Raw genomic sequence first — 19,872 nt, 5'->3', positions numbered from 1 at the left:
GGATTTCTCCGGCCTCTTTTTTTGGCGGTCGCTCCGGCAACTCCGGCACATGGCCGAATGCGGCAACCTGCCTGCTACTTGACGATGACGATGCTGGTGTTGGCCGGGCCGAAGGTCTCGACGAGCTGGTAGAAATCGGCGGCATTGTCCGGGTGCAGCCGCACGCAGCCATGCGAGGCCGGCCGGCCGAGGCGCTTGATGGCATAGGTGGCGTGAACCGCATAACCGCCGCTGAAAAAGACCGAATGCGGCATCGGGGCGTTGTCGTACTTTTTCGAATACCACATCTCATGCATGCGCGTCGGCTTGAACGAGCCGGTCGGCGTGACATGCGCCCTGTCGCCGGTGGAAACCTTCCAGGCGAAAGTCGGCCGGCCATCGACCGAGACTTCCATGACCTGCTGCGACAGCGAAACGCGCGCCACGATGCTGTTGGCGGCGTGGGCGGCGTGGGCGCCGAACAGAAGCGCGCTGCCAACGAGCGCCGCGACGGTGATGTTGATGAGCTTTGCGGAAATGGTGGTGTGCATGATGTCCCCTCTCTCTGCCGGCCGGCCGGCTCCAATTCGATGAGCGGCTTATCCTCGCGGCGTGTTTCGGACAGATTTCGCGAAATGCTCGTTTGTGTTTCGAATTTGTTTCCTCTGGTTAACAGGCCAACCCGCATACTCGGCACTGCCCGCACCCCAAACGCGGGGTCAAGAATGAACGTACAAAGGTATTCACCCCGAAACGAAAGTTCGAAACGTCTCCATATGAAAGGATACAGGTCGATTTCGAAACCAAACTGCAACAAAGCGCGGATTTTGGCGGCATGATGCGGATACGGACCGGAGGCAAAAGTTGACGCAACGAAAGCAGACGGCAACGACCATGGGAACGAAAACGAACACGCGGTCCTGGCTCTTCAGGATCAGCATCGCGGCGGCGGCCATCGGCAGCATCGGCACCATTGCCGGCCACCCCATGGCGAAGCTGGCGGCGATGAGTTCGAGTGAGATTTCGACCCTGCACGTCGCCCTGTTTTGCGCCACGGTCTGGATCGTTTCCAGCCTGCGCATCGCCCGGTTGAAGGCCCTCTGGCGGGTTGGCCTTCGGCTGCTGGCATTGCGCGGCCCCTCCGGCAACTTGCTGCCGAGAGGACCGAAGGCCCGCGCCGCGACGGGGGGCTCCGTGGGCGGCGCGGGCACTTCGGGAGTTTCCTGACGCGACCCGCGATACAGTCATCTTTTTGGGGAATTCCGATCATGAGAACTAAGTTCGCAGCTTCCGTGCTTTCCGCACTGCTCTATGCGCAGGGCCTGCTCGGCTTTGCCGCACTCGCCAGCGTGCTCCTCAAGGAGCGCGCTCATGCAAGCGAGTTCGCCGCCGGCGGCGACATGGCCTCGGGCCCGTCATTGCTGGTGGTGCGCTGAACCTCGCGGGTATCGGCGCGGAAATGGAAAGTCCGATGCTCATCCGGGGAGCCAGCTGGAAAAGCCAGCCGTCAGTCGGCGAACTGCCGTGGCGGATCGAACCTGTAGCCGGCGCCGCGTATGGTGGTGATGGTCTCGGTGTCGAGCTTGCGGCGCAGCCGCACGATACGCGAGTCGATCGAGCGATCGAACGCGTCGGCATTCTCGGCCGGTGCGGCGGCGATAATGTCGTCACGCGTCAGCACCTTGCGCGGGCTCGCCAGGAACAGCCTGAGCAGCGCCACCTGGCCGGGCGAGAGCTGCTCCTGCGTACCGGAGCGATGCATGACGATCGCCGATCTCAGATCGACGGTCGCGTTCTCCAGCACGATCAGTTCCTGGGTGCCCCTGCCGCGCCGCGAAAGCAGGCCGCCGACACGCGCGGCGAGTTCCCTGACATTGAGCGGACTTTCGACGACGTCGGCGGCGCCAAGCTCGAGCGCCAGCACCTTGTCGAGGAGATCGGCCGGCCGGCATATCAGGATGAAATCCGGTCCATGCTCGCCGCCCCCACTTTGGCCGCCATAACGCCTGAGCAGATCTCGCCCTTCCGCCTGGCTAACGCTGTCCCCGACGACGACGACATCGATGCCTCTGCCCGCCAGCAGCGATTCCGCCTCCCAGGGCTGCCGCGCCTGGCGCACGTCATGGCCGCGCCGCTCAAGATGGTCGGCAAGCTCGGTCGCCACGACGTCGGCAACGGAAACAAGCGCGATGACGGCTCGTGCGGCCATGTTTTCCAACCGTTCCCTGGCAACCGGATATGAGTACTGGACATCATGTTTATACCCAATCTACTTTCCACTGAAAGTGGGAGCGAGAGCATCGTGCGGGCAAGAATTGTCATCGTCGAGGACGAGCCCGACCTGAGGGACGCGGTCGCCGAATATCTCGGCGCCGCCGGCTATGATGTGGCGACCGCGGAAACCGCGGCCGCCGCGCGCAGCCTGGTCGAGACGCAGCCCTTCCATCTGGCCATCCTCGACATCGCCATGCCGGGCGAGGATGGCCTGTCGCTCGGCCGCTGGCTGCGCTCGAAAATGCCCATCGGCATCATCTATGCGACCGCCGCCGGCACCGCGCTCGACCGCATCGTCGGGTTGGAACTCGGCGCCGACGACTATATCGTCAAGCCATATGAACTGCGCGAAGTGCTGGCCAGGGTGCGCAGCGTGCTGCGCCGTGTCCCGCAGCCGACGGAGCCGCAGGACAGGAAAGCCAGGACCGACCGCCGCTCCGTCGCTTTCGGCCCCTTCCAGGCCGATCTCGACGGCAGGCTGGTCACCGGCGCCAATGGTACGGTGATCGACATGGCCAAGAGCGAGTTCGACGTGCTGGAGGTTTTCCTGACCCGCGCCAACCGGCTGCTGACCAGGGCCGCGATCTCCGAGGCGATCGGCTTCACCGAGGATCCGGAATCATCGCGCGCCGTCGACATCCGCATCATGCGGCTGCGCAAGAAGATCGAGACTGATCCGGCCAACCCGAAATTCCTGCGCACGGTGCGCGGCGAAGGCTATATCTTCTCACTGCCGACCGGCGACGGCAACTGAGCGTCAACCCACAGGGTTTCCGCTCCGCAGCCGTTGCCAGCCGATCGTAGTGACGTGACTCTGGAATGACGGCTGACAATGACGGGCGAGACGGCAAGCACGGATAGGCAGGGTTTCAGGCAAGGCGCGGCGATGGCGGCCGTGCGTGTCGTGCGCCGGCTGCGCGAGGCCGGCGACTGGCAGCGCGAAATGGACGGCATACTGGAAACGCTGTGCCACGCCATGGAGTGCCAGCGCGGTATCCTGTTCCGCCTGCGCGAATTGCCCGGCCAAGGTTTCGCCCAGTCGGTCGCCGCCTACTGGATCGACCCCGATTTCGGCGGCGAACTGGCCTCACCGACCGTCATCATGCAGTCGATCGTCAATTCGGATCCGCTGCTGGAGCGGCTGGCCGAGGATGAGCGGCAGGGCAAGGTCTTCGCCGGGCACACCCGCGATCTCGAAGGGTTCCTCAGGGCCGATTTCGAAAAGCAGGACATCAAGTCGTTCCTGTCGGTATCCGTCTTCGCGCACGGCCATCTGTGGGGCACGCTCGCCGTCAATGATTGCGTCGAGGAGCGTGAATGGACCGACGAGGAAGAGGCGACGCTGCACATCATCGCGCTCGCCATCGGCGACGCCATAGAACACTCCCCCTCCGACGCCCATGCCAGCGAGGTGATTCGCCGCACCATGCTGCAGGCCTCGCTCGATGCCATCATCGTCATCGACGAGGCTGGATCGATCATCGAATTCAATCCGGCCGCGGAAAAGATGTTCGGCTTCCAGCGCAGCGATATCCTCGGCAAGGACCTGCTCGATACCGTCGTTCCGGAATACTACCGCAAGGGTTATGCCTCGGGCGCCGACTACATGTCCGGCCGCGGCGCGCCGATGGTCGGCCAGCGGCTCGAGACGGTGACGCAAAATGCCGCCGGCGAGGTCTTCCCGATCGAGCTGACGGCGACCGAGATGCGGGTCGCCGACCGCCGACTTATCTTCGGCTCCATCCGCGACCTGCGCGAGAGGCTGCGCGCCGAGGAGGAGATCAACCGGCAGCGCGAGAAGCTGCACCAGAACGAGAAGATGGCGGCGATGGGCTCGCTGCTCGCGGGCGTTTCGCACGAGCTCAACAACCCGCTGGCGGTGGTGGTCGCGCAATCGACGCTGCTGCATGAATTCGCCTCGGACCCGCAGACCAAGGTCCGTGCCGAAAAAGTGCGCGCCGCAGCCGAGCGCTGCGGGCGCATCGTCAAGAGCTTCCTGTCGATGGTCCGCCTCCATCCGGCGGCGCAGACCGAGACCGATCTCAACCAGGTGATCCGCGCCGCTCTCGAGGTGACCGCCTACGGTGCGCGCTCGAGCGGCATCATCATCGATACCGATTTCGCGCCGGGTCCCCTGCTGGCCATGGCCGACGCCGACCACGTGACGCAGGTGGCGGCCAATTTCCTCATCAACAGCCAGCATGCTCTGGCTGGGATTGCCGGCGACCGGCTGATCAAGGTGCGGAGCTTCCGCAGCGACCGGGGCAATCCGGGCTTCTCGGTCGAGGACAACGGACCCGGCATTCCCGAGGCCATCCGTTCGCGCATTTTCGAATCCTATTTCACCACCAAGCCGGTCGGCGTCGGCACCGGTATCGGCCTGTCGATTTCGAAGTCCATCATCGAGCGGCACAATGGCAATGTCTGGTTCGAGGAAGTGCAGCCGAGAGGCGCGCGTTTCGTCGTCCAGTTACCGGCTCTCTCGGCGGGCATCGCCGCCGCTGGCGAAAGCCAGCCACGATCGAGCGGCCTGCGCCACGCCCTGATCATCGATGACGAACCCGACGTCGCCGGTTCCTTGTCCGACATTCTCGAATTGATGGGCATCAAGTCGCGGATCGCGCCGGTCTGGGAATCGGGCGCCACCACCTTGAGCGGCCACATGCCGCCGGACATCGTCTTTTCGGATCTGCGCATGCCCGGCACATCAGGCATTTCGATCTACCGCGAACTGCTTGCCGAGCGGCCCGACCTGGCGCGGCGCTTCGTGCTGGTCACCGGCGACCTCATCGGCGCGAAGGCGGAAATCGAGGCCTTGCCGGCGCAGCAGCGGCCAAAGATCCTCGAAAAACCGTTCAGCACGCTGGATGTGCGTAGCGTGCTTTCGACCATTGCCGAGCAGGCCGTGTCGAAAGCATAAAAAAGAGGCCCCGGCCGACATCGCGGCGGGAGCCGAAGGGAGCGCTGGAGGACGCTCGGGTAGATCAGGGCATGATCTCGAAACGGGAACCGGTTTTCGGGATCATGCCAGCAAATCCAGAGACAGAAATCAGAAGATGTTGGGCGTGCTGGTCAGCGGCGCGGCGTTGGCGATCATGCGGATCGCGCGGGCCTTGTTCGTTCCGGACTGCTCGGCAATGGCGCGCAGGCAATCCACGGTCTCGGCGCCCCAAGCCTGTCCCTTGCAGGCGAAATCGATCGCGGGCATCGGCAGGCGGGCGGTCGTGGTCGTGGTCGGCGCACCTTCGACGATGTTGGCGGGCGGATTCAACGAAGCGAAGGCTGGGCCGACCGTCGGCGTGAACGCCATACCGGCGAAGGCGCAAGCAGCCAGCGCCATGAACATTGCCATCGGGTGGTCGCTGGCACGCTGGCGAAGCGCCAGCTTCGGGCGGCGGTCAGCGCGCTCTGGAGCCTGAAAGCAGTTGCTGCTGGTGATCTGGACTTTCGCATGCATCATCATCCCCTTCGTTGATTTTCTTTTTGCGATAAAGCGAATTTAACCGCGCCTTGTAACGACGGAAAGGTGACGAGAGCCAGGCAATGTAACCGGATTGAAACATTAATGCGGGCAGAAACGGTCAAAATCGGTCATCGACTATTTTGATCCGATAGCGGATTGCCCAGCGTGCCCTGCTGGTGGCCGACGCGAACGGCAGGGCTTTTTCTTGCCCCGGGAATACCTTGTCGGAGGGCGCGATTTGCAGCGTGAACCGGCAACGGGTGGAGGTTATGGAACTCTGGCTAACACCCGGATTTTCCGGGGTTTTCAGAGACCGCAGTGGAGCAGGATTCTGGTGGAACCAGGGCTGACATTTTTGTCGCGAAATCTACGCATTTCCACAAACCATTGCATTTCAACGCAAAATATGATTATATTGAATGCATATTCAATAAAAAAGAAGAGACGTTTCATGAACCCGCACCTCCGTGACGTGGCAATCCCGAACGATTGGGACCGGCGGGGATTGCCGGGCTGGAGTTACCATTCCGCCGCCCTTCTCGAACTGGAGAAGGAGCATGTCTTCCGCAATCACTGGCAGATCGCTGGACATGTCTGCGACATACCCAATGCCGGCGATTATCTCACCATGGATGTCATTGGCGAGCGCGCTCTGATCGTGCGCGGCAAGGACGGCGTCGTGCGCGGCTTCAACAACATGTGCCGCCATCGCGGCAGCCGCGTCGTGACCGACAGCCAGGGCAATTGTAAGAACGCGCTGGTCTGCCCGTTCCATGGCTGGGTCTACAATCTTGACGGTACGCTGCGCGGCGCCGCCCGCCCGCGCTCCTTCCCCGATCTCGACAAGACCGAGTTCGGCCTGATGCCGCTCGATCTCGAAATCTGGATGGGCTTCATCTTCATCCGCTTCCGCAATGGCGGGCCACAGCCTTCCGTCGCCGAGCTGTTGAAGCCGATCGAACCCGAATTCGCGCATTACAATGCCGCCGATATGGTGCCCTCCTGGGGCATCTGGACCCAGAAAACACCGGTCAACTGGAAGTCCGTGCGCGACGTCGACAATGAAGGCTATCACGTCGCCATGGCGCATCCGGCCCTGCAGGATCTCTACGGCGCCACCTATTTCGACGAGCCTTTCGTCAACGGCGTCTCGCGCTCCTTCGCCACCTACAACCCGCATGCCGGCCGTCGCTGGAGCGTCAGGAACTACGTCAAGATCGCGCCGGAGCCGACGCATCTGCCGGACCACCTCAGGAAGGCTTGGGTCTATTACGGAATCTTCCCGAACGCCGTTCTGTCGGTGATGCCGGAATCGGTGCAGTTCTATCAAGAGTTCCCGCTGTCGACGGGTGAGACGCTGCTGCGTGGCGCCATCTATCGCTACCGCGACGAAAGTCGCGAGCAGGCCGCCGCCCGCTATCTCTCCTTCCGTATCGATCGCGACACCATGTCGGAAGATGTGCAGCTTTCGGTCTGGTCGAACGAATCCATGCTGTCCGAGTCCTTCGAGGGTTTTTACTTCTCCGACCTCGAATATGGGGTGCGCACCCACCACGACCATCTGCGCAAGCAGCTTCCGGTGCTCGGCCTGGAAACAGCGCCGGAAGAAAAGGACATGTGGAACCTAAACGATGCGCTGAGATCGCGAGGGTAGCGGCGCAAGCCGCGAAGCTCTCCCCCCACAAGAGGAAGATTGGCTATCACCCCCGCCAGACACCCTCTTTCCTGAGGTCATCCATGGTGCGCGAAATGCCTTCGCGCAGGATGCCGACCATATCGTCGATCTGCTCGCGCGTGATGATGAGCGGCGGCGACATCACGCACATGTTGATCAGTGGCCGCACCAGCAGGCCAAGCTCATGGCAGTGGGCGTCGATGCGTTTTCCGACATTCTTGTCGAGTTGCAGCGGATCCTTGCTTTCGCGGTCGGCGACGCATTCGACACAACCCATCAGACCCACGCCCCGCACTTCGCCGACCAGCGGCAGCTCTTCCAGCGTCTTCAGCTGCGCCTGGAAATAGGGGGAGACCGCCTGCGCGTGGGCAAGCACGCTTTCCTCCAGCAGGTCGAGGTTCTTCAAGGCCACCGCGCAGCCGACGGGATGGCTGGTGTAGGTCAGCCCGTGGCCGAACATCGCGTCGGGATGGTTCGAGCGGCGCAGCTCCTCCAGCAGCCGTTCCGAGATGATGACGCCGCCGAGCGGGAAATAGCCTGAGGTGACGCCCTTGGCAAAGGTGATCATGTCGGGGTCGATGCCGAAGACGTCGCCGGAGGCAAAGACATGGCCAAGCCGGCCGAAGCCCGTCACCACCTCGTCGGAAACATAGAGAATGTCGTTGTCACGGCAGATCTCGCGGATGCACTTGAGATAGCCGTCGGGCGGCACGACGACGCCGCCGGACGCCTGCACCGGTTCGCCGACGAACGCGCCTATTCTGTCGGCTCCGACGCGCGCGACCGTGTCGCGGAACTGGTCGACGAGGAAATCGGTGAAGGCGGCAAGGCTCATGCCTTGCGGACGCCGGAACGGGTCGGGCGAGGAGAGCTTGACCACCACGTCGTCGGCGCCGTCCATCCAGTCGCGATCGCGCGGGCGGCCATTGAGCGAGGCCGAAAGATAGGTCGAGCCATGGTAGGCGCCGCCACGGCTCAGGATCAGCTTCTTTTCCGGCCGGCCACGTACATTGTTGTAGAACTGCATGAAGCGCAACGCGGTCTCGACCGCGGATGAGCCGCCCGTGGTGTAGAAGACATGGCTGAGGTCGCCTGGGGCATGGCCGGCGATACGTTTGGCAAGCTCCGCCGATGGCGCGTTCATCGTGTACCAGGGCGTGTTGTAGGACAGCGCCATCGCCTGGTCGTACATCACCCTGGCGAGTTCCTCGCGACGGTGGCCGACATTGACGCACCACATGCCGGCCGGGCCGTCGATGAGCCGCTTGCCGGTGTTGTCGGTGATGTAGATGCCATCGCCCTTGCCGATCAGCGCACGCGCCTCCGAACCGACGGAACCGGCATAAGGCCAGGGCTGGATGAGATGACGCTTCGCCAGCTCGACCGCATCGTCGTCGCCAGGGCCAGCCGTTTCGCCTGCCTTCAGATCTCTCACCGCCGCCATCATCGCCTCCACATCACCGAATTTTCCCGGGCATCAATCCGGTTCGCTATGGCCGAAATCATCGCCCCGCTCACACGATTTTGAATGTCCGTTCAATCAACATTGCAGAAATGGCGCTTGATTTCAATCCGCGGATGCGGGCATGATGAAAGAAAGCCGGCAAGGAGAACAAAAGTCGGCACCAGCCCAATGGGGTGCCGTATGGCGGGACAGTCCAGGCCAGCAACCGAGATCACACCCGGAGCGCTCCAATGACGGTGGCTGCGGAAGGGTCGCCCCCGTTGCGCATGACGCGGGCCAGACGAAATGCCCTTCTGCAATCCGAGCCCGTACAGGGCTTTGCCCTGATCAGCCCGACCTTGCTCTACGCGCTCATCCTACTGGTCCTGCCGATACTGGTGGTCATCGCCCACTCCTTCTGGACGCAGCACTACCTGACCATCGACCGCACCTTCACGCTGGAGAATTACCGCGTCGCGCTGACCGAGCCGATTTACCGCGATCTGTTGCGGCGCTCGCTCTATATCTCGCTGACGGTCAGCCTGTTCACCGTCGTCCTCGCCTACCCGATCGCTTATTTCATTTCCTTCCGCGGCGGCCGTCACAAGAGCCTGTGGCTGTTCCTCATCACCATCCCGTTCTGGACCAGCTATCTCTTGCGCGTGATGTCGTGGAAGGTCATCCTGGGCTATAACGGCGTCTTGAATTCCGGCTTGATGGGTCTGGGCATCATCGACGAACCGTCGACAGCCCTGCTCTACAATTCGAGCGCCGTCATCATCACCCTTACCCATGCCTGGGCGGCCTTCGCCATTCTGCCGATCTTCGTGTCCCTGGAGAAGGTCGACCGCACCCTGGTCGAAGCGGCCACCGATCTTGGCGATGGCCCCTTGCGCTCGTTCCTGCGTGTAACTTTGCCGCTGTCGGCGCCTGGCATCATTTCCGCGGCGCTGATCGTCATGGTCCCGACGGTCGGCGACTACGTCACGCCAAAGCTCGTCGGCGGCAAGGACGGCGTTATGATCGCCAACGCCATCCAGGCACAGTTCGGCAAGGCAGCCAACTGGCCGCTCGGTGCCGCACTTTCCGTCACCACCATGCTGATCGTCTCCCTGATGGCCGGCGCCACGGTGCTGATCATCCGCACTTTGCAAAGGATGGCGCGATGAGGGCGCGGCGCTTCCTGCCGGGCGGCTGGCTGTCCGCCTACGCGTTCTTCTATATCGTCTTCCTCTATCTGCCCGTCATCTTCCTGCCGATCTTCTCGATCAACACGGCGGCGACGCCGAAATTCCCTCTGACCGGCTTCACTCTGCAATGGTACGAGGACCTGCCGCGCACGCCGGCGCTGCTCGACGCCGCCTGGAATAGCCTGATCGTCGGCGTCTCGGCGGCCATCCTCTCGACCGTACTCGGCATCCTCGCCGCCCGCTCGATCACCCGCTACCGCTATCCCGGCCGCCGCGCCCTCAATGGCCTGATCATGGCGCCGCTTGTGCTGCCTGAAGTGATCGTTGCCATCTCCATGCTGCTGGTGATGCTGCAGCTTGGCTTGAGCCTGTCGCTGTTCACCGTCGTGCTCGGCCACGTGCTGATCTGCATTCCCTATTCAATGACAGTGCTCACCTCCGGCTTCGAAGGTTTCGACCGCAGCCTTGAGGAAGCCTCCGCCGATCTCGGCGAGAGCGCCTTCGGCACTTTCCGGCGCGTGACGTTGCCGTTGGTGGCGCCGGCGATCATTTCCAGCCTGCTGGTCTGCTTCACCATCTCTCTGGATGAATTCATCATCGCCTTCTTCCTCACCGGCACCGAGGCGACGCTGCCGATCTACATCTGGGGCCAGTTGCGTTTCGCATCGAAACTGCCCGGCGTGCTGGCGCTGGGCACGCTGCTCTTGGTCGCCTCCTTCCTGCTGATGACGATCGCCGAAATGCTGCGTCGCCGCGCGGCCAGACGCACCCAGAACGAGGGAGGCCTCTATGCCTGAGCAGCCGCGGATCGAGCGCACTCACGCGGACAGGATCCAATCCGAAAGACCGATGATCGATATCCGCAACGTCACGCGCAGCTACGGAGCCTTCAGGGCGCTGGACGACGCCTCCCTGACCATCAGGGAAGGCGAGTTCTTCTCGCTGCTTGGTCCGTCCGGCTGCGGCAAGACCACGCTTTTGCGCATGATCGCCGGGTTCGACAATCCGACCAGCGGTTCGATCGCGGTTGGCGGCCAGCCGATGGAAGGCATCCCGGCCAACCGCCGGCCGACCAACATGGTGTTCCAGAGCTATGCGATCTTCCCGCACCTCAATGTCGAGCAGAACGTCGCCTACGGACTGAAGCGGCTGAAGCTGCCGGGCGGCGAGGAGAAGCGCCGCGTCGAGGAAGCGTTGGCGCAGGTCTCGCTCACCGGCCTCGGCAAACGGCTTGCCACGGAGCTCTCCGGCGGCCAACGCCAGCGCGTCGCGCTTGCCCGCGCCCTGGTGATGCGGCCCAAGGTGCTTTTACTCGACGAGCCGCTCTCGGCGCTCGACAAGAAGCTGCGCGAGCAGATGCAGGTCGAACTGCGCCGCCTGCAGCAGGCCGTCGGCATTACCTTCGTATTGGTCACCCACGACCAGTATGAGGCGCTCGCCATGTCCGACCGCATCGCCGTGATGTTCGGCGGCAGGATCGCCCAGGTCGCCTCGCCAAAGGAAATCTACCAGCGCCCGGTCAACCGCCAGGTCGCCGACTTCCTTGGCGGCATGAACTTCGTCAAGGCCGAGATTGTCGAGGAGAACGGCGCCTCGCTGATCGTCGACACGCTGGGTTTCGGCCGCATCAAGACCGACAAGCCCAAGGCTTTCGTGCGCAACGGCGGCGGCGCCACGCTCGGCATCAGGCCGGAGCGCCTGCGCGTGCTATGGAACAATGCGACAGCCAAGTTCGAGGTCGCCGGCAAGGTGGTCGAGCGCCACTATTTCGGCGAGATCACCCATCTCATCGTCGAGATCCCCGGGCTGGAAAAGCCGCTATCGGTGACCGAGACCAACGATTTCGGTGCCGATGATATCCCGGTCGGCACCTCCATCCGCCTCGCTTACGATCCCGAAGCCCTGGTCGCGATGGCCGACTGAACATCGGCGATGATCCTGCGCGCCGCGATGCGCCCGGCCACGATCGCGCCTTCGACATAGCCCGGGAATGACGGCGACAGTTCCGACGAAGCGAAAAGCACCGGCGGCGCACCGGCAAGAATGGTGCGCTCGGCATCCCTCGCCGTCACATCGACGATCAGGTCGCTATAGGCACCGCCGCTCCAGCCATCATGCGTCCAGTCGCGGCGGTTGAAATCGAGACTATCGGCAGCCTCCGAACCAAGAGCCTCCACAAGCCTCGTCGTCACCTGCGCCCGCAGGTCCGCCTCGCCGAGTTCGTGCCAGCGCAGCGCCAGCGGCCCGCCAACGAAGACAACTAGCGCCGCGTGCTCGGAATCCCTGCTGGCGTCGCAGGCAAACAGCCCCGGCAGATCCCGCCACATCACCATCCCGCTCAAATTCCGCTCTCGCCAGAATGGCTTGGGATAGCGCACCAGGATCTTGATCGCCGCGCCGCTTTCCCAGGCGCCGAGCGCCGTTTCCAGGGCTGCTGGCAAGGTGGGCGTAAAATCGAGCGTCGCGGCTGTCGCCGGCGGCACGGCGACCAGGACTTCGCACGCTTCGACCACGCCATTGATCGAGACAACCCGAACCCCTGGCGGACCGTATTCGATGCGGGTCACCGGTTCACCGAGCCTTACACGGCCGCCGAGGTCCTCGGCCAGATCATCGGCCATCGACTGCATGGTCTCGCGCAGGGAATATTGCAGCTCCGGCACCTCGTTGGTGATGCGCCGGTCATTGTCGATGAGATACCACAGTGGCACCTTCTCCAATGCCAGGCACCACAGGCCTTCGATCATCGACCGGAAGGCCGCCTTGGCCTCGCCCGCGTCATCCTGCGTCTCCAGCCAACCGGCAACGGTCAATCCCGCAATGGCAGGATCGTTGGGCTCGATCCTGTTCATGCGCTCGCGGATTGCCATAGCGGCGTGATAGGTCCGCTCGGCTTTGCCGACCGACATTGACGGGTGGGTGATGAAATCACCCTCGACGTAAGTCTCGACGAATGTCTTGCCGCGAGCCCGGGCCAGTTCCATCAACTGCGGCATGTCCTCGCACAGGAATTGGCCGCCGCTGTCGATGCGCTCGCCAAGTCCATTTCGCACGGTCTCGACGCGGCCGCCGACACGATCGCGGGCCTCCACAAGCACGAAGTCGACGCCGGCGCGCTTCAATTCAATCGCGGCCGATAGGCCGGTGAAGCCGGCGCCGACGATGACGACGTCGGTTCTTTCGATCTTGTCGTTCAATAGCCAGCCTTGATCTTCTCGAACTCGTCGATCATGCGCTTCTTCAGCTCCGGCGGTACCGGCTGCTGGAACAGGGTCTTGTCGAGGAACTTGTCGAGATTGTCGAAGCCGCGGTCGGCCAGCACCTTGTGGTCGATTTCAGCCATCCCGGCGCCATTGCCGTGGCCGTAGCCGAAGGTCTTGACCAAATAGTCCGACACGCCGGGCGCGTTGACGGCGCTGAGGAAATCATAGGCCTCGTCGAGCTTGCCTGGCGCGTCCTTCATCAGCACATAGCCGCATACCCAGGTCGAAATCCCTTCCTTGGTCTCTCGGTTCATGGCGATCGGCAGGCCCTGTCCCTTCAGCGTCACGAAGGTCTCGTTCCAGCCCCAGACGAGATCGACCTCGTTGCCGATAAAAGCCTGGTTGAGGTCGGTGTCGTCGGTCCAGTAGAAACGGATGTTCTTGTGCACGTCGCGTAGGAAAGCGGACGCCTGCTTGAACTGGTCGTCGGTCATCTTGGTCCAGTCCTTGAGACCGATGACCAAACTGGCCAAGGCATAGGCGTCATCGACATTGTCGCCGATGGTGACGCGGCCCTTGAACCGCGGATCGGCGAAAATCTTGAGCGACTGTGCCTGTTCGGCCGTCACCTTGTCGGTGCGGTAGAGCAGCGAGGTGTTGCCCCAGTCGAATGGCATGAACCAGGCCTTGCCGTCGGCGGTGACGGCGAGATCCTTCATCGCCATGATACCGGGATTGAGATCCTTCCAGCCTTCTATCCTGGACGTGTCGAGCGGCTGCAGCATGCCGGCTTCGCGCCACTTCACCACGCTTTGCGAGCAGGGATGCGCGATATCGGCCTTGAAACCCGCCCGCATCTTCTCGAACGCCTCGTCCTCGTCGCCGAAGAAAGCAAAGGTCGGCTCGGCGCCGTATTTGGTCGTGTACGCCGGGTGTAGCAGCGGGTCCTCATAGCCCGACCAGTCGAACACGACGAGGTCGCCGCCGCCCTCGGCGAGCGCGTAAACCGCGCCGGCACCGAACGTGCAGGCAGCGGCGATGACAAGCCGGCGAAGCACGGAATTCATGGTGCGAAAAACTCCCCCATCGCGAAAGATGCCGAGAGCGAGGTTAGGCAAATTCAAGCGCTTTGGCGAGCCCATCCGCCGCTCCTGCCGGCGCACGGACGGGTCCGCCAGGCAAAGGCTTAATAGCCCGCTTTGATCTTCTCGAACTCGGCGATCATCTTGAGCTTGAGATCCGACGGCAGCGGCTGCTGGAACAGCGTCTTGTCGACGAATTTCTGCACGTCGTCATAGCCCTTTTCCTTCAGGACGGCCTGATCGACGCCGGCCATGCCCTTGGCATTGGCCTGGCCGTAGCCCCAATCCTTGACCAGCACCTTGGCGATCTCCGGATCGTTGACTGCGTTGAGATAATCATAGGCCTTGTCGGTATTGCCGGGTGAGTCCTTGAACAGCACATAGCCGCAGACCCAGGTCGAGATGCCTTCCGCCGTGTCCTTCTTCGACTTGATCGGCACGCCGGCGGCGGCCGACTGCACGGTCGCATCGTTCCAGGCCCAGGCGAGATCGACCTCGCCGCCGCTCAGAAGCTGGACGACGTCGGTGGTGTCGGTCCAGTAGGAGCGCACGTTCTTGTGTACTTGGCGCAGGAAGTCGGAGGCCTGCTTGAACTGATCGTCGGTCATCTTGGTCCAGTCCCTCAGGCCGATGGCGAGGCTCGCCAGCGCATAGGCATCGTCGACATTGTCGCCGATCGAGACCCGGCCCTTGAACTTCGGATCGGCAAACGCCTTCAGCGACTGCACGTCCTTCTCGTCGATCTTGGAGGAATTGTAGGTAAGCTGCGTATTGCCCCAGTCCCAGGGCATGAACCAGGCTTTTCCGTCATCGGTCGTGGCGAGATTCTTCATCGCCATGATGCCGGGATTGAGGTCCTTCCAGCCCGTGATCCTAGAGGTGTCGAGCGGCTGCAGCAGGCCAGCCTCGCGCCACTTCACCACGCTCTGCGAGCAGGGATGGCCAAGGTCGGCCTTGAAGCCGGAACGGACCTTCTCGAACGCCTCGTCCTCATCGCCGAAGAAGGCGAAGGTCGGCGAATCGCCGTTCTTCTCGACGTATTTCGGGTGGAAGCCCGGGGCCTCGTAGCCGGACCAGTCAAACACGATAAGATCCTTGTCGGCGGCGATCGCCAGGGCGGCGGCGGAAGCCGCCAGTGCACCGGCCAGTGCAAGCGTCAGTGTCAGGCGTCTTGTCAGTGTCTTCATTGCTGCTCCATCCTCTGTGGTTTTCTTATGATTTCGTTGGGCTGGCCGCCTTCCGCGGGTAATGTTTCGGGAAAGCCGCCGACAGGAATTCATTGGCCGCCTGCAAGGCCGTCTCGCGGGTCGTGTCCTCGGTGCCCATCATCAACCGCAGCCACAAGCCTTCCAGCATGGCGCTTAGAGCCAGCGCCATGACCTGCGGCTCGTAGGCATAGCCGCCGTTTTGCTTGAGCGCCGTGCAGAGGTCGATGAAAATGTTCTGGTAAACGGCATCCCGCGCACTGCTCAGCGCCTGGTAGGTCGGCCGCGATTTGGCCTCGCCCCAGAAGGCGCACCAGGCGGCAAGCTTGCGCTTGTTGCAGATCGAGCGGTCGAAATCGGCCGCGACCAGCGCCTGGAGCTGGTCGGCAGGATTGTCACCTGCCTTGTGCAGCGCATTGCGCCAATGCGCCGAGTATTCGTCATACATGTACTGCAAGGTCGCGATGAGCAGCTTTTCCTTGCTCTCGAAATGGAAATTGACGATGCCGCGCGACAGACCGGCGCCATCGGCGACATCGGCCATCGTCGTTTCCGAATAGCCGCGCTTGGCCAGCGAATCGATCGTCGCCTCGATAAGCTGAAGCTGCCTGACCTCCTTCGCGGCCTTGCGCCCGCGCTTTTCGGATTCAGCCTTCCGTACGGGTTCAAGGAGCGCGTCCCTGGCGTCTGCCGTCTTCATGCGTATGATGGTCTCCAGCATCGCCGGCTATCCCTTTGCGTCCGGCTTCCACCCGCGAAGATGAGTGGGACGGTGCTCGCCACTGTCAAGCACCTTCTGCATGGCTTCCCAGGTTCGAATGTTGTCGACACAACAGGCCGACCGACCACGGCAGCAACGGCCGAATAGCGATCCCTTCAACCCCATAGCGCATCGAGGAGCGGATGGCGGTGTAGTCATACTCCGGCTCGGCCTCCGCCGTTTCGATCATCAGCCCTCGGTCCCCAATGGACGAACGCCTGTTTCGAACGCCGGCAAAGCGTAATCCATGTCTGGAAAAACGCAACATCATTTGTTGAACATTCATTCAGAATGGCTGGACAGAATGGCTGACACCATGCCAAATTCCACGTATTCGGGAACAGATCACGCGAAAATGAAGAGCGGGTCGCAGATGAGAACTGGGCCAAAATGAAAGCTTGGGACGCGATCATCATCGGCGGCGGACACAACGGTCTGGTCAACGCCTGTTACCTGCAGCGCGCCGGGCTCGACGTGCTGGTGGTGGAGAAGAACGACTGGGTCGGCGGTGCCGCCACCAGCCGCGAGCTGACGCCGGGCTTCCTCTATTCCAACTGCTCTTATGTCTGCTCGCTGTTCCGGCCCGAGATCATGCGTGATCTCGAGCTGCCGCGCTTCGGCCTGCAGGTGATTTCCTATGAAGGCGGCGCGGTCTTCACCCGGGATGGCGATTATCTCGCCAACTACCGCGACCACGACGCGCACCGGCGCGAATTCGCCCGCTTCTCCAAAAGGGATGCCGAGGCCTATGACCGCTACTCCCGCGACGTGACGCGACAGTGCCGCTTCATCCAGCCGCTGCTGATGCGCACGGCGCCGGATCCGACCAGCCTGCGTCCGCGCGATCTCGGCGAACTGCTCTATCTCGGCAAGAAATTCACCGGTCTCTCCGCCGAGGAAATGGCGCTGACCCTGCGCTTCTGGACCATGTCCATCTCGGACTTCCTCGACGAATATTTCGAGACCGATGTCATCAAGGCGAACTTCGCGCTGTCCGGCATCATTGGCACGGCACTCGGGCCGATGTCGCCCGGCACGGCTTACGTCCTGCTGCACCACTATATGGGCGAGGTCGACGGTTCGGTCGGTGCCTGGGGCTATGCGCGCGGCGGCATGGGCTCGGTCACCAAGGCACTGGCCGCTTCCTTCAAGGCCGCGGGTGGAACCATCCGCACCGGCGCCGAGGTCGACCACGTGCTGGTAAACAGAGGCAAGGCGAAAGGCGTCGTTCTGGCCGGCGGCGAGGAGATTTACGGCAAGCTGGTCGTCTCCAATGCCGACGTGAAGCGCACCTTCCTGAAGCTGGTCGAGGAGAAGGAACTGCCCGACATCTTCCTGCGCCGGGTCAAGAATTTCAAGATCCGGGGCTCCTCAGGCAAGGTCAACATCGCACTCGATTCGCTGCCGGAATTTCCCGCGCTGCCAAAGGACTCGCCAGTCTACCGCGGCGACATGCATTTCACCGATTCGATGGAGCGCATGGAGCGCGCCTATGACGACTGGAAGGCCGGCCGCTGGTCCGCCGATCCCTTCCTCGACATGGTCATCCCGACGACGCTCGACCCGACCATGGCGCCGCCTGGCAAGCATTTCATGAGCTGCTTCGTGCAGTACGCGCCGCCCAAGATCGCTGGTCGCGAGTGGACGGACGCCGATCGCGACGGTTTTGCCGAAAGCGTGGTCGCGCAGATCGCTGAGTATTCGCCGGGTTTCCGCGAGCGCATCGTCCACATGGAGGTGCGCACGCCGCGCGAGATCGAAGCCGAGGTCGGCCTCACCGAAGGCAACATCTTTCAGGGCGAACTCACCTTCGACCAGCTGCTGTTCAACCGCCCGGTGCCGGGCTACGCGCAGTATCGGTCACCGCTCAGTGGGCTCTATATGTGCGGCTCCTCGACCCATCCCGGCGGCGGCGTCATGGGTGCGCCCGGACGCAACGCCGCGGCCGAAATTCTGCGCGACCTCGCAAAGTCCACCTCGCATATGAGCCCGGCCCATGACGTCATTTGATGCGCCAAAATGGGATGTGCTTGTCATTGGAGGCGGCCACAACGGGCTTGTCGCCGCCGCCACGCTGGCAAAGGCCGGCCGCAAGGCGCTGGTGCTGGAAGCCGGAGCCGATCTCGGCGGCGCCGCGCGCACCGAGGAATTCGCGCCCGGCTTTCGCATCTCGTCGGTCGCGCATGTGCTGAACCGGCTGCATCCCGATGTGGTGAAGACGCTGGAGCTGGAAAAACACGGGCTGCAAATCGCTCGCGCCGACTTCGCCCCGTCGGTCGCTTTGTCGAAAGATGGACCGCCGCTTGTCCTGCATGGCGCCTATGGCGAGGTGCTGACCGGCGCCAGTTCGTCGGAACAGTCCGCCTGGAAGGAATTGCGCGCGCAACTGCTGCGCTACGCAGGCATCCTGAAGCCCTTCCTCTCTCGACGCCCGCCCGATCTCGGCGGCATGTCGCTGTTCGAAGGCGCGGCACTTGGCCAGACCGCGCTGGCGCTGAAGAAGCTCGGCAAGGAAGACATGCGCGACTTCCTGCGCGTGCTTTTGATGAACGTTGCCGACCTGCTTGACGAGCAGCTCGCCGACGACAGGCTGAAAGGCCTGCTCGCCTTCGATGCCACGCTCGGGAGCCATCTTGGCCCGCGCTCGCCGACCTCGCTGCTCGGCCTCTATTATCATCTGGCCGGAGAGATCGGCGGTGCGGCCGGAGCGCAGATACTGCCACAGGGCGGCATGGGCGCGGTGGTCGCCACCCTCCGCGCCGCTGCCGAAAAGGCTGGCGTCACGATCCGCACGTCGGTGCCCGTCGCAAGGATCATTGCCGAGAAAGGCCGCGCCGTCGGCGTCGTCCTCGACAATAGCGAGGAGCTTCGCGCTAGGACGATCGTCTCCGCCATCAATCCGGCGACCACCTTCCTCGATCTTGTCGGGCCGCGCGGGATCGACACCGGCTTCATGCGCAAGGTCAGAAATATCCGCATGAAGGGCAATACCGCCAAGCTCCATTTGGCGCTCGACCGGCCGCCGCAATTTTCCGGGGTCGATGCTGCCGGCAGCAAGGGGCGGCTGGTCATTGCGCCCTCCCCAAACCATGTCGAGCGTGCCTTCAATCCATCCAAATATGGCGAGTTCTCGTCCGAGCCGGTGATGGAAATCACCTTGCCCAGCCTTGCGGACCCATCCCTGGCGCCGGACGGTGCCTGCGTGCTGTCGGCCGTGGTGCAATATGCGCCTTATGCACTGAAGCAAGGCTGGGATGCCGGCAAGCCGAAATTCCTCGAGGCTATCATGGCTCAGTTGGAGGCCTACGCACCTGGCATAGGCAAGACGGTGGTTCAAGCCGAACTGCTCACCCCTGCCGACATTGAGAAGCGCTTCCGCATGCCAGGCGGCCACTGGCACCATGGTGAACTGCAGGCCGATCAGATGCTGATCTCGCGCCCCGTCTCCGGCCGGTCGGGCTACGACACGCCGCTCGACGAGCTGTTCCTGGCCGGTGCGGGTTCGCATCCCGGTGGTGGTGTTTCGGGTGCGCCCGGCTTGAACGCGGCACGGCACATCATCGCGATGAAAGCGTGACGGGATGTCTCAGTTGGCCA

Annotated in this window: 19 protein-coding genes; 10 read left to right on the top strand and 9 right to left on the bottom strand. The window is 62.9% G+C overall.

What is annotated here, in order from left to right:
- Positions 1 to 74: 74 nt before the first annotated feature.
- Complete coding sequence (locus O7A60_RS08110) at positions 75 to 530, bottom strand: L,D-transpeptidase (protein WP_027141941.1); 456 nt, start codon at positions 528 to 530, stop codon at positions 75 to 77.
- Between the two features lie 343 nt (positions 531 to 873).
- On the opposite strand from O7A60_RS08110, the gene O7A60_RS08105 reads away from it, so the two are divergent.
- Positions 874 to 1,206 (top strand): hypothetical protein, encoded by a 333-nt coding sequence (locus O7A60_RS08105; RefSeq protein WP_337105793.1) that lies wholly within the window; start codon positions 874 to 876, stop codon positions 1,204 to 1,206.
- Positions 1,207 to 1,247: 41 nt separating this feature from the next.
- Positions 1,248 to 1,415: a hypothetical protein gene (locus tag O7A60_RS08100; RefSeq protein WP_337105792.1), complete on the top strand. Its 168-nt coding sequence runs from the start codon at positions 1,248 to 1,250 to the stop codon at positions 1,413 to 1,415.
- Positions 1,416 to 1,486: 71 nt separating this feature from the next.
- Here O7A60_RS08100 and O7A60_RS08095 read toward each other — a convergent pair whose 3' ends face one another.
- The gene (locus O7A60_RS08095) at positions 1,487 to 2,188 is read right to left on the bottom strand and encodes a response regulator transcription factor (RefSeq protein ID WP_140509798.1); all 702 of its coding nucleotides are present in this window, start codon (positions 2,186 to 2,188) and stop codon (positions 1,487 to 1,489) included.
- Between the two features lie 45 nt (positions 2,189 to 2,233).
- Between O7A60_RS08095 and O7A60_RS08090 the strand changes: the two genes are divergently transcribed.
- Positions 2,234 to 3,007 carry a response regulator transcription factor gene (locus O7A60_RS08090; RefSeq protein ID WP_337105791.1) on the top strand — a complete coding sequence of 258 codons (774 nt, stop codon included), beginning with the start codon at positions 2,234 to 2,236 and terminating at the stop codon, positions 3,005 to 3,007.
- A 78-nt stretch (positions 3,008 to 3,085) separates the two neighbouring features.
- Positions 3,086 to 5,173: a PAS domain S-box protein gene (locus O7A60_RS08085; protein WP_337105790.1), complete on the top strand. Its 2,088-nt coding sequence runs from the start codon at positions 3,086 to 3,088 to the stop codon at positions 5,171 to 5,173.
- Between the two features lie 129 nt (positions 5,174 to 5,302).
- Here the strand turns inward: O7A60_RS08085 and O7A60_RS08080 are convergent, their stop codons facing one another.
- Positions 5,303 to 5,710 (bottom strand): hypothetical protein, encoded by a 408-nt coding sequence (locus tag O7A60_RS08080; protein WP_337105789.1) that lies wholly within the window; start codon positions 5,708 to 5,710, stop codon positions 5,303 to 5,305.
- A 457-nt stretch (positions 5,711 to 6,167) separates the two neighbouring features.
- On the opposite strand from O7A60_RS08080, the gene O7A60_RS08075 reads away from it, so the two are divergent.
- Entirely contained in the window at positions 6,168 to 7,370 is a 1,203-nt protein-coding gene (locus O7A60_RS08075) for an aromatic ring-hydroxylating oxygenase subunit alpha (RefSeq protein WP_337105788.1), read from the top strand.
- Between the two features lie 46 nt (positions 7,371 to 7,416).
- Here O7A60_RS08075 and O7A60_RS08070 read toward each other — a convergent pair whose 3' ends face one another.
- Positions 7,417 to 8,835 (bottom strand): aminotransferase, encoded by a 1,419-nt coding sequence (locus O7A60_RS08070; RefSeq protein WP_337105787.1) that lies wholly within the window; start codon positions 8,833 to 8,835, stop codon positions 7,417 to 7,419.
- A gap of 251 nt (positions 8,836 to 9,086) precedes the next feature.
- Here O7A60_RS08070 and O7A60_RS08065 point away from each other — a divergent pair, with 251 nt between their 5' ends.
- From O7A60_RS08065 to O7A60_RS08055, 3 genes are read left to right on the top strand one after another with little or no spacing between them, the layout of a single operon-like run.
- Positions 9,087 to 10,004 carry an ABC transporter permease gene (locus tag O7A60_RS08065; protein ID WP_337105786.1) on the top strand — a complete coding sequence of 306 codons (918 nt, stop codon included), beginning with the start codon at positions 9,087 to 9,089 and terminating at the stop codon, positions 10,002 to 10,004.
- The gene (locus tag O7A60_RS08060; protein ID WP_337105785.1) at positions 10,001 to 10,822 is read left to right on the top strand and encodes an ABC transporter permease; all 822 of its coding nucleotides are present in this window, start codon (positions 10,001 to 10,003) and stop codon (positions 10,820 to 10,822) included. Before O7A60_RS08065 ends, O7A60_RS08060 begins: the two co-directional genes overlap by 4 nt.
- A gap of 52 nt (positions 10,823 to 10,874) precedes the next feature.
- Positions 10,875 to 11,948, top strand: coding sequence for an ABC transporter ATP-binding protein (locus O7A60_RS08055; protein WP_337105784.1), 1,074 nt, complete (start codon positions 10,875 to 10,877; stop codon positions 11,946 to 11,948).
- Here O7A60_RS08055 and O7A60_RS08050 read toward each other — a convergent pair.
- The 5 genes from O7A60_RS08050 to O7A60_RS08030 form a co-directional block, all read right to left on the bottom strand.
- Positions 11,912 to 13,222: a flavin monoamine oxidase family protein gene (locus tag O7A60_RS08050; RefSeq protein WP_337105783.1), complete on the bottom strand. Its 1,311-nt coding sequence runs from the start codon at positions 13,220 to 13,222 to the stop codon at positions 11,912 to 11,914. The genes O7A60_RS08055 and O7A60_RS08050 overlap by 37 nt on opposite strands.
- On the bottom strand, positions 13,219 to 14,295 hold the full coding sequence (locus O7A60_RS08045; RefSeq protein ID WP_337105782.1) for an extracellular solute-binding protein: 1,077 nt from the start codon (positions 14,293 to 14,295) through the stop codon (positions 13,219 to 13,221). Before O7A60_RS08045 ends, O7A60_RS08050 begins: the two co-directional genes overlap by 4 nt.
- Before the next feature lie 119 nt (positions 14,296 to 14,414).
- A complete protein-coding gene (locus O7A60_RS08040) occupies positions 14,415 to 15,497 on the bottom strand; it encodes an ABC transporter substrate-binding protein (RefSeq protein WP_027141928.1) in 1,083 nt (360 codons plus the stop codon).
- Between the two features lie 25 nt (positions 15,498 to 15,522).
- Complete coding sequence (gene betI, locus O7A60_RS08035) at positions 15,523 to 16,236, bottom strand: transcriptional regulator BetI (RefSeq protein ID WP_337105781.1); 714 nt, start codon at positions 16,234 to 16,236, stop codon at positions 15,523 to 15,525.
- Between the two features lie 64 nt (positions 16,237 to 16,300).
- Positions 16,301 to 16,465, bottom strand: coding sequence for a hypothetical protein (locus O7A60_RS08030; RefSeq protein ID WP_337105780.1), 165 nt, complete (start codon positions 16,463 to 16,465; stop codon positions 16,301 to 16,303).
- Positions 16,466 to 16,665: 200 nt separating this feature from the next.
- On the opposite strand from O7A60_RS08030, the gene O7A60_RS08025 reads away from it, so the two are divergent.
- Both O7A60_RS08025 and O7A60_RS08020 read left to right on the top strand, forming a co-directional pair.
- Positions 16,666 to 18,285: a phytoene desaturase family protein gene (locus tag O7A60_RS08025; RefSeq protein ID WP_337105779.1), complete on the top strand. Its 1,620-nt coding sequence runs from the start codon at positions 16,666 to 16,668 to the stop codon at positions 18,283 to 18,285.
- Positions 18,272 to 19,852 carry a phytoene desaturase family protein gene (locus tag O7A60_RS08020; RefSeq protein ID WP_337105778.1) on the top strand — a complete coding sequence of 527 codons (1,581 nt, stop codon included), beginning with the start codon at positions 18,272 to 18,274 and terminating at the stop codon, positions 19,850 to 19,852. Before O7A60_RS08025 ends, O7A60_RS08020 begins: the two co-directional genes overlap by 14 nt.
- Positions 19,853 to 19,872: the final 20 nt, after the last annotated feature.

The sequence above is a fragment of the Mesorhizobium salmacidum (SeqCode) genome (assembly GCF_037179605.1).
GTDB classification, from domain to species: Bacteria; Pseudomonadota; Alphaproteobacteria; order Rhizobiales; family Rhizobiaceae; genus Mesorhizobium; species Mesorhizobium salmacidum.
This window is presented reverse-complemented; position numbering and strand designations above follow the sequence as displayed.